Raw genomic sequence first — 12,787 nt, forward strand, 5'->3', positions numbered from 1 at the left:
CGGCGTCTTTTCGCGTGGGTTTGACGACGTGCTGAACAAAATTTTCGCCTGGTGGAATGGGGCCACGATCGGCACCCTGTTTACGATCGCCAAGCGCGGCCGCTTCGTCGGGACCGATGAGTTCGGCAACAAATATTACGAGGCCAAGGACCACTCCAGCTATGACGGCCGCAAGCGTCGCTGGGTCGTCTATGAAGGCTATGCAGACGCCACGAAGGTGTCGCCGGACTGGCACGGCTGGCTGCGTTACACCTTTGACCTGCCGCCGACCGAGGCGCCCCTGTTGCGCCGCCCGTGGGAAAAGGACCATCTGCCCAATCTGACGGGCACGCCCATGGCTTGGCGTCCGCAGGGCTCGTTGGCCGCAGAGGCCAAGCGCCCGGCGGCCACGGGCGATTATCAGGCCTGGACGCCCGAGTGAGACGGAATCGGCTGCTGACGGCTGGGGCGAGCCTCGTGCTGGCGCTCAGCGCCGGGGCGGTCACCGCCAGCGTCCTTCAGGATGCGCCCCGCGACGCGCGTCCGGTTCAACAGGATCCGATCGGCGAAATCCTGAGAAACACGCCGGCGACGCCGGCCGTCCCGACCGAGACGGCCCCCTCTGGCACGCCTGCGCCTCGCGCGCCGATCGCCGTCTCTCCTCCACCGTCGGTTCAAATCGCCGAGGACGCGGCCGTGGCCGAAAAAGCCGAGGAAGAGGTCGAGGCGGAAGCGCCGGTGGCCGAAAAGCCGATCGAACAGCCCGAGACTCCAGCCCGCCGTCAGCGGCGCAAGTTCGCCGTCATCCAGGCCCTGGACAAGACCACGGCCGAGACGATGAAGTTCGAGGTCGAGGTCGGCGGTCGGCCGGTCCGGTTCAACAAGAATCTGATCTTCACCGCCCGCGCCTGCGAAGTCTCCACGCCCGACGAACTGACCGAAGACGCCATCGCCTATCTTCAGGTCGCGGTTCAGAGCCGAGGCGCCGCCTCGGCCGAGCCGCGCCAAGTCTTCCGCGGTTGGATGTTCGCCTCGTCTCCGGCCGTCAGCGGGCTTCAGCACCCGAACTACGACGCCTGGGTCGTAGGCTGTAAGAACTGAGCGGGGCGGGCGGCGACATGGCGCCTCGGCCGCTGAAGAAGACGGAGACCATCGAAATCCGTCTGCCGCACGACACCAAGACGGCCTTCATGGCGCGTTGCCGCGCCGAGGGCCGCACCGCCAGCGACGTGCTTCGCCGTTTCATCGACGCCGAACTGGCCGCGCGTCCACGCCGGTTCGACGGCCGCCTGCTCCTGGCGGCGGTTCTGGCCGCCCTGGCCCTGGGGGGCGTCGCCGCGCCGTCCCTGGCTGAGAGCGTGACGCCGACCCGAACCGCCTTTGATCGCCTGGACCGCGACCATGACGGCCGTCTTAGCTTCGAAGAGTTCCGCGCCCGCTAGAGCATGATCGTTTCGGACGGAACCGCTTCGCGGTTCCTCCTCAACGGATCAGGCTCTAACGGATCGGGACGAAGAACCGGCCTCCGCGCAACTGGGTCCAGGTCCAGGGCTTGACCAGGGCCGCGCCCGGCTTCCAGGACCAGGCGATGAACTCCGCTCTCCCTATGATGTTCTGGGCGGGCAACAGACCGACCCCGACCGAGGCGGGCCAGCGCCCGTCCAGCGAGTTGTCGCGATTGTCGCCCATCATCAGATAACGGCCGGCCGGCACCCGATAGATTTCGGTGTCGTCGCCGGGCAGCTCGGGACCGCCGTCATAGGTGACATAGTGTTTGCCGTTGGGCAGGGTCTCCGCCACCAACCGCACCGTGCGGGCCGGATCGTCATGGTCTTGGGTGATGCCCAGCCGGGTCTGGGGGATAGGTCGGTCATTGACGAAGACGGTTCCGCCCCGCACCTGAACCGCGTCGCCCGGCAGTCCGATCACCCGTTTGATCCAAACCTGATCCGGATCGCGCGGCAGGCGGAAGACGACGACGTCGCCCCGCCGGGGCTGACGCTGACCCAGCCGACCCTCGCCTTCTGGACGGCCTGCGGGCAGGGAGGCCCTGCTCCAGCCATAGGCGAATTTGGAGACGACGATGTAGTCGCCGACCACCAGTCCCGGCTCCATCGAGGAGCTGGGAATGGTGAAGGGCTGATAGGCGATGGTGCGAAAGGCCGTGGCCAACACGAGGGCGACGATCACTGTCACAGCAATCTCAAACGCGTCGCGCCAGAGGGCGCGTGCGGGGAGGGGCGGGGTGTTTGAAGCGGCTTGGGTCATGCGCCTGAAGAGGCCGCATCCCTTACGCCGTCGCCAGCGCGAACCTGTCCGGACGCCGGAATAGCGTGTCCGGACAGCCGGAAATCAGCCGCCCGCGGTCGCCAGCGCGACGGCCTCGGCGCCGCTCATCGGCCCCCACAGGGCGGTCTCGTCGACGACAGTCCTGAGCGCCGGCTTCAGGCGACGCAGATAGGCCGCCTGGGGCGTCTCGACCGCCCCGAACTGGCTGAGGTGTTCGGTCAGGAACTGGGCGTCCAGCAGGCTCCAGCCACCCTTTCTCAACCGTGCGACCAGATGGACCAAGGCGACTTTTGAGGCGTCCCGCTCGCGGCTGAACATGCTTTCGCCGAAGAAGGCGCCGCCCAGGGATACGCCGTACAGGCCCCCCACCAGCCGTTCGTCCTTCCAGCATTCGATCGAATGGACATGGCCCTGGGCGAACAGGGCGGCGTACAGGCGGCGGATCGGGGCGTTGATCCAGGTGTCCTGGCGCTCGGGGCCCTGCGCCGCGGCACAGCCCTCCAGCACAGCCTCGAAGGCCGTATCGACCCGTACCTCGAAGGGTTCGCTTCGGACGGTGCGGCGCAGGCGGGTGGGGATATGGAAGCCATCCAGCGGGATGACGCCGCGCTGCTCGGGCTCGATGATGAAGACACGCGGATCGTCGCGCGAATCGGCCATGGGAAACACGCCCCGGGCGTAACAGGCCAGCAGGTCCTCGGGGCCGAAGCCGCCGAACGGCCCGCTGGCGCTGTAGTCGGGGTCGGTCAGGCGTCGCCCTTCTGACGGGCGGCCCACTTCTCCAGCCAGTGGATGTCATAGTCGCCGGACAGGATGTCGGGCTCGGCCAACAGGCGCTGGAACAGGGGGATGGTGGTGTCCACGCCGCCGACCACGACCTCATTCAGCGACCGCTTCAGGCGGGCGATGGCCTCCTCGCGGTCGCGGCCGTGGACGATCAGCTTGCCGATCAGGCTGTCGTAATAGGGCGGGATCGAATAGCCGGCGTAGATGGCGCTATCCAGCCGCACGCCCAGGCCGCCCGGCGCGTGGAAGTCGGTGACCTTGCCCGGCGAGGGCGTGAAGGTCTCCGGGTTTTCAGCGTTGATCCGCACCTCGATGGCGTGGCCCTGGAACTTGATGTCCTCCTGGGTGAAGGACAGCGGCAGACCGGCCGCGATCCGCACCTGTTCGCGGACCAGATCGACGCCGGTGATCATTTCCGTAACCGGATGCTCGACTTGCAGGCGGGTGTTCATCTCGATGAAGAAGAACTCGCCGTCCTCCCAGAGGAATTCGATCGTGCCGACGCCCAGATAGCCGATGGCGGCGATGGCCTTGTTGACCGTCTCGCCGATCTTCTTTCTGCCTTCAGCAGAGAGTGCGGGCGAGGGGGCCTCTTCCAGCACCTTTTGGTGACGGCGCTGCAGCGAGCAGTCGCGTTCGCCCAGGTGGACGACATTGCCGTGGCTGTCGGCGATGACCTGAATCTCGATGTGGCGTGGCTTCTGGAGGTAGCGCTCCATATAGACGGCGCCGTTGCCGAAGGCCGCCTTGGCCTCGGATTGGGCGGTCTGAACCGCCTCGACCAGATCGTCAGGCGTCAGGGCCACCTTCATGCCGCGTCCGCCGCCGCCGGCCGCCGCCTTGACGATCAGGGGGAAGCCGATCGATTTGGACGCCTCGATGGCGGCTTCGACCGTTTCCACCTCGCCGTCCGAACCGGGGACGACGGGAATGCCCGCATCCTTGACGGTCTGCTTGGCGGTGATCTTGTCGCCCATCACCCGGATATGCTCGGGCTTGGGGCCGATGAAGGTCAGGCCGTGGGCGCCGACGATCTCGGCGAACCGCGCGTTCTCCGACAGAAAGCCGTAGCCGGGGTGGATCGCCTGGGCCCCGGTGATCTCGGCCGCCGCGATGATCGACGGGATGTTCAGATAGGATTTGGCCGCCGAGGCGGGACCGATGCAGACGCTCTCATCGGCCAGCCGCACCCACATGGCGCCGCGGTCGGCTTCGGAGTGCACGGCGACGGTGGAGATGCCCATCTCCTTGCACGCCCGATGAATGCGAAGCGCGATCTCGCCGCGATTGGCGATCAGGACTTTGGTGAACATCAGGGCGCCTTAGGCTTCCAGCAGGACGAGGGCTTCGCCGTACTCGACCGGCTGGGCGTCGCCGACCAGAATCTCAGCCACCACGCCGTCGCGCGGCGCCTGGATCGGGTTCATGGTCTTCATGGCTTCGACGATCAGCAGGGTCTGACCCTTCTTCACCTTGTCGCCCGGCTGAACGAATGGCGCGGCCTCCGGCGAGGGTTGCAGATAGGCGGTGCCGACCATCGGCGACTTCACCTCTTCGCCGGCGCGGGCGACGATGGTGGCGGGGTCGGACGGCATAGCGGCCGGCGCGGCGACGGCGGCCGCAGGCGCAGCGGCCGGAGCCGGGGCTGCGGCGTACTGCACCGGAGCGGCGTTGACGGTGACTTCGCGCGCCACGCGGATGCGCAGCTCGCCGCGCTCGACCTCGACCTCGGTCAGGTCGGTCTCGTTCAGGATCTCGGCCAGCTGGCGAACCAGGGACGCGTCGATCTCGGCGTGTTTCTTGTCATCGGCCATTGGATTGCGCCTTTGTCTTTCGTCTTGGATTGCGAACGGGTCGGCCCTCAGGCGCGTTCCCGGATCTGGGTCAGGGCCGCCTGGACGGCCAATTCATAGCCTGCCGCGCCGAAGCCGGCGATGACGCCGGTCGCCGCGGACGACACATAGGAGTGATGGCGGAACGCCTCGCGCGCCGCCGGATTGGACAGATGAAGCTCAATGACCGGTATGGTCAGGGTCTTCAGCGCGTCGTGCAGGGCGACCGAGGTGTGGCCATAGGCCGCTGGGTTGAGGATCAGGGCCTGCGCCTTCTCACGCGCCTCCTGGATCCAGTCCACCAGCACGCCTTCATGGTTGGTCTGGCGGAACACGATCTGCGCCTCGCCCGCCGCCGTCACGCAGCGCTGTTCGATGTCCGCCAGGGTGTCGCGGCCATAGATCTCCGGCTCCCGCACCCCGAGAAGGTTCAGGTTAGGGCCGTTCAGCACATGGATGACGGACGTGTCGGACATCGGTTCTCGAAACGAGGCTCCGGAATCGGGCGACCTCTGACGGTTCAGGGCCGGCCTTGTAGCTCAGGCGCGGCGCGGGTCAAAGCGCAGCGTGGAAACGGCTTGACCTAACGTCATCCGCGCGGGCGTCAACGGATTTCCCGTCGGAGGGGCGAGAAGGCGGGGAAAAGGGGGAGAACGGATGGGTTTGGTGGGCGCTAGCCTTCCGTCTCCCCATCACCCACCGCCGTCGTCCTCGGGTCAAGCCCGAGGACGACGAATAGGGGTAGGCGACGAATAGGGGTAGGCCATGTGAATGCGGCGGCGCCTCATGCCCTCCGCGCCGAAACGCGCTATGACACGCCGACACACGGGCATCGAGGCAGACGGTTTGCGTATTCAAGTCAACGGCGATCCACGCGAGGTCTATGCGACGACGGTGACGGAGCTGGTCGAGGAACTGGCGCTGGACCCCCGCAAGGTGGCGGTCGAGCGTAATCTGGAGATCGTGCCCCGGTCGCTGCACGCCGTCACCGCCCTGGCCGAGGGGGACCGGATCGAACTGGTCCAGTTCGTCGGCGGCGGTTGATCAGACCTTGAGGATGGGGCCGGGGTAGAAGGCGACCTGCCGGTCGGCCGTCAGCAGTCGCATTCCCTCGGCCATGGCCTGGGCGATAAGCAGCCGGTCGAACGGGTCGCGGTGGATCAGCGGTAATCCTGCCAGTTCCAGCGCGTGCAGGCTGGTCACCGGAATTTCCTCATAACCCGCGTCCAGCAACTGGCGGCGGAACACCAGGGCGTCCACGTCGAAGTCAGGTCGCTTCAGGCCGTGCTTGACGACGACCTCCCAGATATTGACCGCGCTGAACACCAGTTGATTGTCGGGATCGGCCATCAAGGCTTGCGCCTTGGCGGGAAGCCGTGCGCGATCCTCCGACGCCCAGAGCAGCAGGTGAGTGTCGATCAACAGCCTCATTGGCCCTCGTCGCCCTCGTGAAGGCCTTCACCATAGATCATCGCCTCGATTTCGGCCTGACCCATGGTGTCGAAGTCGTCAGGAACTTTAATCTGACCCCGCATGAAGCCGAACCGACGCGAGGTGTCGATCGGCGTCTCCTCGATGGGAACCAGTTTGGCGATCGGCTTGCCTGCCTTGGCGATGGTGATGGTTTCACCCTTGGCGGCCCGGTCCAGCAGGCGCGACAGGTGGGTCTTGGCCTCGTGGACGTTGACCGTTTCCATGCGTCGCTCCCGGTGAACTTAGTCCACTTAGTCTAGTTCATCTGGCCCGGTCTCGCAACGCGGCGTGATCGATCCGCCCTTTCGCATCGGGCGCGACAGGACTAGGTCACCACCCATGACCGATACAGCCCCCGAAACCTGGTCCGTCGCCGGCCGCACCTTTACCTCACGCCTGATCGTGGGCACCGGCAAATACGCCGATTACGCCCAGAACGCCGCCGCCGCCGAGGCGGCGGGGGCCGAGATCGTGACCGTGGCCGTGCGCCGGGTGAATCTGACCGATCCGAACCAGCCGATGCTGGTCGACTATGTGAAGCCCGACCGTTTCACCTTCCTGCCCAACACCGCCGGCTGTTTCACCGGCGAGGACGCGGTGCGCACCCTGCGCCTGGCGCGCGAGGCGGGGGGGTGGAGTCTGGTCAAGCTGGAGGTCCTGTCCAACACCGCCCACCTGTATCCCGACATGGTCGAGACCCTGCGGGCCCTGGACATGCTGATCAAGGACGGGTTCGACGTCATGGTCTATTGCACCGACGACGTGGTCATGGCCAAGCGGCTGGAAGACGCCGGCGCCGCCGCCATCATGCCGGCCGCCGCCCCGATCGGCTCTGGGCTCGGCATCCAGAACGAGGTCAATGTCCGGCTTATCGTCGAACAGGCCAAGGTGCCGGTTCTGGTGGACGCCGGAGTGGGCACGGCCTCGGACGCCACCCGGGCGATGGAGCTGGGCTGCGACGCCGTCTTGATGAACACCGCCATTGCCGGGGCCAAGGATCCGATCCGCATGGCGCGCGCGATGAAGCACGCCGTGATCGCCGGTCGCGACGCCTATCTGGCGGGGCGGATGCCCAAGCGGATGTACGCCGACCCGTCGTCGCCCCTGGCCGGCCTGATCTGAGGCGCGCCATGACCCACTACACCGACAACCTCAGCCAGCTGGGCGCCCAGACCGCCGCCCCGACCAGTCCCGAGACGGCCGTGCTGGAACGGGTGCCGAACCCGCATGCGGATACGCTGTATCTGGCCCGGTTCACAGCGCCCGAGTTCACCAGCCTGTGCCCGGTGACGGGCCAGCCGGACTTCGCCCATATCGTCATCGACTATGCGCCGGGCGACTGGCTGGTCGAGTCCAAGAGCCTGAAACTGTACCTGACCAGTTTCCGCAACCACGGCGCGTTCCACGAGGACTGCACCGTCGCCATCGGCCGGCGGCTGGCGGATCTGCTGGAGCCGAAATGGCTGAGGATCGGGGGGTATTGGTATCCGCGCGGGGGGATACCGATCGACGTCTTCTGGCAGACGGGCCCGGCGCCCGAGGGCCTGTGGCTGCCGGACCAGGGCGTGCCGACCTATCGCGGGCGGGGGTGAGATCGCACCCCGCCCGCGACGTCTGGATCAACCGCCGAAACGGATACGGACCCCGGCGTTGGCGACGAACCCCTCCAACGGGGCCCAGGCGTCGGTTGTCCAGCGGCCGTCCGCCGTGCGGGTCGGCCTGAGCAAGGAATCGCTCCGGGTCTGGCGTTCGTCCAGAAGGTTTTCCAGGTTCAGGAACAGGCGGTAGCGACCCAGAACCACCTCGCCCAACAGCCCCAGCTCCCAGTAGGCCTCGCCGCGATCGCGGTAGGGATCGTCGTCCAGCGGCTGGGCGCCTGTGTAATAGGCCTCGAAGCCGAGGCGGCCGCGATCGTGTTCCTCCCACATGGCCACGAAGCCGGCCGAATGACGCGGCGTCATCGGCGTGTCGCGCCGCGCAGATCCTGCTTCCTCCGGCTCGTCGGCGTCCAGATACATGTAGTTGGCGGTGAGCACGAAAGGCGCCCGGCGCCAGCGGCCCAGCAGCTCGACCCCACGGGTGCGGGTGACGCCGTCCACGTTGATCAGCCGCGCTCGGTCGGCGGAGACAGGCTGAAGCCGCACTGCGTCGTCTATGTCCGACCCGAACAGCGTCAGGCTGGTCTCCCAAGATCCTCTGGCCCAGCCCAGGTCCAGCGAAGCGGTCGAGGCCGTTTCCACCTCCAGATTGGCGATGGGCTCCAGCCGCGACAGGCCCGCAGCCTCGGTCTCCTCCACGAAGGGCGTAGGGGCGAAAAAGCCGCGTCCCCACGAACCCCGCACGGTCCACGGACCCGGTCGCCAAAGCAGGGACAATCGCGGGCTGAACTGACCGCCGTAGCGGCTGTGGTCGTCATAGCGGGCGCTGGCCGAAACCGTCAGATCCTCGGTCCAGTCGCGTTCGACCTGGGCGAAAACGGCCGGGGCCGTGTAGCGATAGTCGAAGGCCGGGAAGGCGTCCGAGGCGTAGTCATCCGCCTGCCATACCAGGCCGCCCATCCAGTCGGCGCCCATAGCCTCGGCCGAGACGGAGGACTCCACCAGGAAGGTCTGGTGGCGGTCTTCTTCGATCAGATCGCCGTACCGGTGGCGGTGGCTCTGTTCGACGGCGGACGCGCGGGCCTGGAGCCAGGCGCTGTCGCCCAGAGGCCGTTCATAGACGGCGCCGGCGTCCAGGCGGTCAGTCTCCTGATCCAGTCGGAAGGGCTGACCGTCGGGGGCCAGGGCGCCGTCGCGCGTGCCGCCCCGCCGCCGCTCGGTCATGCCGCCTGCCGTCAGGAACAGGGTCGCGCCGTCGTCGCCGTTCCAAAACAGCCGCGGCCGGGCCGACCAGCGCGTGTAGCCGGCCATGTCGATCCAGCCGTCGTCGTCCAGGTCCTGGATCGCCTGATGATTGTAGGTCGCCAGGACGGAGCCGCTCCAGTCTGAAGACAGGGGAGCAGCGGCGTAGGCCGAGACGTCCTGACCGTCGCGCGAAGTGGCGTTCAGGATCAACTCGCCTTCGCGGGTTTCGCCCGGTCGGCGGGAGATCAGATTGACCACGCCGCCCAAAGCCTGTCCGCCGTATAGAGCTGAGGCGGCGCCCTTGATCACCTCGACCTGCCCCAGATCGCTGGGCGGGATCTGCAGCAGGCCCAGGGACGAGGATTGGCCGCCGTAAAGGGGCAGGCCATCGGCCAGCAACTGAGTGTAGCGACCCCTCATGCCTTGAACGCGGACGTTGGCGGATCCCAGTCCGGGGGAGGTGACCTGGACGCGCACCCCGCCGGTTTCGGCCAGGATCATCGAGATGTTGCCTGGACGCATGATGAGCTTTTCGGCGATCTCCTCTTCGTTCAGCACCTCGATCCGGACGGGCTCGTCCTGAACGCGGCGGCGGGAGCGGGTCGAGACGACGAAGATCTCCTCCAGCTCCGCGACTTCTTCGGCGGGCGGTGTTTGGGGCGGGTATGGCGAGGTCTGGCTCTGGTCTTGGGCGAGGGCGGCGGCGGCGGGCAGCAGAGTCGCGAAGGCGACTCCGGCCAGGAGATGATAGGCGATGGTCATGATCTGATCCTCGGCCGGCGCACGGGCCGGCCCTGACGACGATAGGCGCGCTCCACCCAGCAGCGGAACGACGCGGACGAGGCGAAGTGGGCCTGTGCGGCCCTGGCGGGATCAGACGCGCGGGGGGCGGTCGGGGCCGGCGGTATCGACCGGCGTAGGTTCCGGCGACTGACGCCAGGCGTGACGCGCGGCTGTGTGAGCCGGCGTCTGGATCAGGATCGGGGCTGATCTATATGCGGGGTGAGGCGCGTGGCAGCAGCCGTTGGCGCAGGCAGGCCCGCAATCGATGCAGCCCTGGTCCTGATCCGAAACGGCTTCGCCGACGACAGCGACTGCCGCGCAGTTCGCTTCGGCGCAGGCGTGGGCCGACGCCGCCGGCGCAAAGGCGACAAGCGCCAGCACCAGCTGCAAAACCAGCTTCAGACCGGCTGACAGGGAGGGCCCAGGGCGTCGCATCGCGGGCCGAGGCTTAAGTTGATCGACAGCGGATGGCAAGTCCGCTGGCTTGGGCTAAGCCTTGGGCATGTCGCGAAGTTCCTCCTTGCCTCTGGAAGCCTGGGGGCGCCGTCTCCTCACGCGCGCCCAGACCTGGGCCGACCGGTCTCGTCCGCGTCGTTACGCCTACGAGTTCCTTTGGTTCGGGTTGAAACAGGGGTGGGCGTGTCTGTTCGGGGGGCTGATGCTGGGGCTGATCGTCGGCACCTTCCTGTGGTGGCCGGACACGACGCCGATCTCGCGCTATGATTTTCTGGCGATCGGGGCGGTGGTGATCCAGATCGCCATGCTGGCCTTCCGGCTGGAGAGCTGGGAGGAGGCGCGGGTGATCTTCCTCTTCCATGTGGCGGGGACGATCATGGAGCTGTTCAAGACCGCGCACGGGTCGTGGATCTATCCGGAGGACAGTCTGCTGCGCATCGGCGCCGTGCCCCTGTTCTCGGGCTTCATGTATGCGGCGGTGGGCAGCTATATCGCGCGGGTGCAGCGGATATTCCATATCCGGGTGCGCGGCTATCCGCCGCTGTGGACGACCTGGCTGTTGGCGGCAGCCGTCTATGTGAATTTCTTCGCCCATCACTGGCTGCCGGACGTGCGGATCGTTCTGTTTCTGGCGACAGTCCTGCTGTTCGGGCGGGGGCGGTTTTATTTCACGGCGGACCGGCGTCGGCGGTCGATGCCGCTGCTGCTGGGCTATGGGCTGGTGGCCCTGTTCATCTGGGTCGCCGAGAACCTGGGCACCTTCGCGCGGGCCTGGACCTATCCGGGGCAGGACGGGGGCTGGGAGCCGGTGTCCCTGCACAAGCTGGGGGCCTGGTTCCTGCTGATGATCATCTCGGTGGTGCTGGTGTCTCTGGTGCACCGGCCGGAGAAAGAACCGTCAGGCGGTGCGGGCCAGTGACGCGGCGCGGGGCCAGGCGACCAGCCCCAGGGCCTCAAGCGCCGGTCTTGCCAACAGATAGCCCTGCATCAGATCGACGCCCAAGTCGCGCAGGACGTCGTGTTCGGCCGGGGTCTCTATACCTTCGCAGACCGGTTCAACGCCCAGATCGCGCAGCATGTTCAGGGTGTTGCGCACGATGGTGCGCTTAACCGGATCGGTGTCGATGTCGCGGATCAGGGCCATGTCCAGCTTGACGATGTCCGGCTGGAACAGGGTCAGCAGACCCAGGCCCGCGTAACCGGCGCCGAAGTCGTCGATGGCCGTCTTGAACCCCATGGCGCGATAGGAGCGCAGGATGTTCAGGATGTGGTCGGCGTCCATCGCCTCGCTCTCGGTGAACTCAAAGATGATCTTGTTCACGGGGAAGCCTGTTCGCATCGCCGCCGCCAGGGTGGCGCGGATGCAGGCGCGCGGCTCATAGACCGCATTGGGCAGAAAATTGATCGACAGGTTGGCGCCCGTCGCCGCCATGTCGAGCCCGGCCGCCAGTTCGATCGCGGTGGTGCGACAGACCTGATCGAAGGCGTAGCGGTTGTGGTCAGCTATCTGAGCCAGCACCTGACCGGCGCCGGCGCCGTCCTTGCCCCGCACAAGCGCCTCGTAGGCGAAGACTGTCTGTGTTGAGACGTTGACGATGGGCTGGAAAGCCATGGTGATGGGCAGGTCGAACCCCGCCCCATCTTTGCAACCCACACAGGACATCGGACCACTCGCTACAGCTAAGGGTCTGACGCCTAGAGGGAAAAGATTAACGACAAGGCCTGTCCAGATCTAGGGCAGGCGGGTGACCTTGGCCGCCATGTCGGGGCGGGGGCGTTCCAGGGCCGGTTCGTTCAGGGTTCCGATATGGATGAAGCCGGCGACCGCCTCGCCGTCGGTCAGGCCGAACAGGGCTGTGGCCTGGGCGTCATAGCTGTACCAGTCCGTGATCCAGCTGGAAGCATAGCCGAAGGCGCCGGCCGCATGCTCCAGATTCATACAGACCGCGCCGGCCGACATCTGCTGCTCCCAGAGCGGCTTGGCGTCGGGCACGGGCGCCGAGATGACCAGGACGGTGACGGGGGCGGCGGTCAGCTTGGCCAGGACCGCCTGCTCCTTGGCGGGACGGCCCTGGGTCTGCGCAAGGCCGGACAGTTTTTCGGCGATTTCCCCGCGGCTCTGCGGCCCCAGGACCACGAACCGCCAGGGAAACAGCTTGCCGTGATCGGGCGTGCGGGCGCCCAGGGTCAGGATCTGATCCAGTTCGGCCTCGGTCGGGCCGGGGCTGGTCAGGGCCTGGGCCGGGGCGGAGCGGCGTGAGGCCAGCCGATCGCGCAACTCCTGCGACGGGACCGGGGCGGGCAGGGGGGCGTTCAACGGAAAGAGAGGCGAAGGGGTCATGCGGT

18 protein-coding genes are annotated in these 12,787 nt (G+C 67.0%); 8 read left to right on the plus strand and 10 right to left on the minus strand.

The window, feature by feature from the left end; genetic code table 11:
• Nucleotides 1-28: 28 nt before the first annotated feature.
• Genes JL11_RS08920 through JL11_RS08930 form a run of 3 tightly spaced genes read left to right on the plus strand, consistent with a single transcriptional unit; the run spans nt 29 to nt 1,421 of the window.
• On the plus strand, nt 29-421 hold the full coding sequence (locus JL11_RS08920) for an NADH:ubiquinone oxidoreductase subunit NDUFA12 (RefSeq protein ID WP_054766897.1): 393 nt from the start codon (nt 29-31) through the stop codon (nt 419-421).
• Nucleotides 418-1,080, plus strand: a complete 663-nt coding sequence (locus tag JL11_RS08925) for a DUF2155 domain-containing protein (protein WP_054765361.1) — start codon at nt 418-420, stop codon at nt 1,078-1,080. Before JL11_RS08920 ends, JL11_RS08925 begins: the two co-directional genes overlap by 4 nt.
• Nucleotides 1,081-1,097: 17 nt before the next feature.
• Complete coding sequence (locus JL11_RS08930; protein ID WP_054765362.1) at nt 1,098-1,421, plus strand: EF-hand domain-containing protein; 324 nt, start codon at nt 1,098-1,100, stop codon at nt 1,419-1,421.
• Between the two features lie 55 nt (nt 1,422-1,476).
• Here JL11_RS08930 and lepB read toward each other — a convergent pair whose 3' ends face one another.
• From lepB to aroQ, 5 genes are all read right to left on the minus strand, one after another.
• Nucleotides 1,477-2,247 carry a signal peptidase I gene (lepB, locus tag JL11_RS08935; protein ID WP_054765363.1) on the minus strand — a complete coding sequence of 257 codons (771 nt, stop codon included), beginning with the start codon at nt 2,245-2,247 and terminating at the stop codon, nt 1,477-1,479.
• Between the two features lie 84 nt (nt 2,248-2,331).
• Nucleotides 2,332-3,018 carry a leucyl/phenylalanyl-tRNA--protein transferase gene (gene aat / locus JL11_RS08940; RefSeq protein ID WP_082382787.1) on the minus strand — a complete coding sequence of 229 codons (687 nt, stop codon included), beginning with the start codon at nt 3,016-3,018 and terminating at the stop codon, nt 2,332-2,334.
• Nucleotides 3,015-4,367, minus strand: coding sequence for an acetyl-CoA carboxylase biotin carboxylase subunit (gene accC, locus JL11_RS08945; RefSeq protein WP_054765364.1), 1,353 nt, complete (start codon nt 4,365-4,367; stop codon nt 3,015-3,017). Before accC ends, aat begins: the two co-directional genes overlap by 4 nt.
• Nucleotides 4,368-4,376: 9 nt before the next feature.
• Nucleotides 4,377-4,868, minus strand: a complete 492-nt coding sequence (gene accB, locus JL11_RS08950; protein WP_054765365.1) for an acetyl-CoA carboxylase biotin carboxyl carrier protein — start codon at nt 4,866-4,868, stop codon at nt 4,377-4,379.
• 47 nt (nt 4,869-4,915) lie between these two features.
• A complete protein-coding gene (gene aroQ, locus JL11_RS08955) occupies nt 4,916-5,362 on the minus strand; it encodes a type II 3-dehydroquinate dehydratase (protein ID WP_054765366.1) in 447 nt (148 codons plus the stop codon).
• A gap of 370 nt (nt 5,363-5,732) precedes the next feature.
• Between aroQ and thiS the strand changes: the two genes are divergently transcribed.
• Nucleotides 5,733-5,930 carry a sulfur carrier protein ThiS gene (gene thiS, locus JL11_RS08960; RefSeq protein ID WP_054766899.1) on the plus strand — a complete coding sequence of 66 codons (198 nt, stop codon included), beginning with the start codon at nt 5,733-5,735 and terminating at the stop codon, nt 5,928-5,930.
• On the opposite strand, the gene JL11_RS08965 is transcribed toward thiS, so the two are convergent.
• Nucleotides 5,931-6,308 carry a type II toxin-antitoxin system VapC family toxin gene (locus JL11_RS08965; RefSeq protein ID WP_231681248.1) on the minus strand — a complete coding sequence of 126 codons (378 nt, stop codon included), beginning with the start codon at nt 6,306-6,308 and terminating at the stop codon, nt 5,931-5,933.
• A 5-nt stretch (nt 6,309-6,313) separates the two neighbouring features.
• Nucleotides 6,314-6,583, minus strand: coding sequence for a type II toxin-antitoxin system Phd/YefM family antitoxin (locus JL11_RS08970; RefSeq protein ID WP_054765368.1), 270 nt, complete (start codon nt 6,581-6,583; stop codon nt 6,314-6,316).
• A gap of 115 nt (nt 6,584-6,698) precedes the next feature.
• Between JL11_RS08970 and JL11_RS08975 the strand changes: the two genes are divergently transcribed.
• Nucleotides 6,699-7,481 (plus strand): HisA/HisF-related TIM barrel protein, encoded by a 783-nt coding sequence (locus tag JL11_RS08975; protein WP_054765369.1) that lies wholly within the window; start codon nt 6,699-6,701, stop codon nt 7,479-7,481.
• 8 nt (nt 7,482-7,489) lie between these two features.
• A complete protein-coding gene (gene queF, locus JL11_RS08980) occupies nt 7,490-7,951 on the plus strand; it encodes a preQ(1) synthase (protein ID WP_054765370.1) in 462 nt (153 codons plus the stop codon).
• Between the two features lie 27 nt (nt 7,952-7,978).
• Here queF and JL11_RS08985 read toward each other — a convergent pair whose 3' ends face one another.
• On the minus strand, nt 7,979-9,964 hold the full coding sequence (locus JL11_RS08985) for a TonB-dependent receptor plug domain-containing protein (protein WP_054765371.1): 1,986 nt from the start codon (nt 9,962-9,964) through the stop codon (nt 7,979-7,981).
• Between the two features lie 249 nt (nt 9,965-10,213).
• Here JL11_RS08985 and JL11_RS17500 point away from each other — a divergent pair, with 249 nt between their 5' ends.
• Nucleotides 10,214-10,396, plus strand: coding sequence for a hypothetical protein (locus JL11_RS17500; RefSeq protein WP_152949872.1), 183 nt, complete (start codon nt 10,214-10,216; stop codon nt 10,394-10,396).
• A 91-nt stretch (nt 10,397-10,487) separates the two neighbouring features.
• Entirely contained in the window at nt 10,488-11,360 is an 873-nt protein-coding gene (locus tag JL11_RS08995) for a DUF817 domain-containing protein (protein ID WP_082382662.1), read from the plus strand.
• Here JL11_RS08995 and JL11_RS09000 read toward each other — a convergent pair.
• Entirely contained in the window at nt 11,340-12,104 is a 765-nt protein-coding gene (locus JL11_RS09000) for an EAL domain-containing protein (protein ID WP_054765373.1), read from the minus strand. The genes JL11_RS08995 and JL11_RS09000 overlap by 21 nt on opposite strands.
• 69 nt (nt 12,105-12,173) lie before the next feature.
• Complete coding sequence (locus JL11_RS09005) at nt 12,174-12,782, minus strand: nitroreductase family protein (protein WP_054765374.1); 609 nt, start codon at nt 12,780-12,782, stop codon at nt 12,174-12,176.
• Nucleotides 12,783-12,787: the final 5 nt, after the last annotated feature.

Source organism: Brevundimonas sp. DS20 (assembly GCF_001310255.1).
Classification (GTDB): Bacteria; Pseudomonadota; Alphaproteobacteria; order Caulobacterales; family Caulobacteraceae; genus Brevundimonas; species Brevundimonas aurantiaca.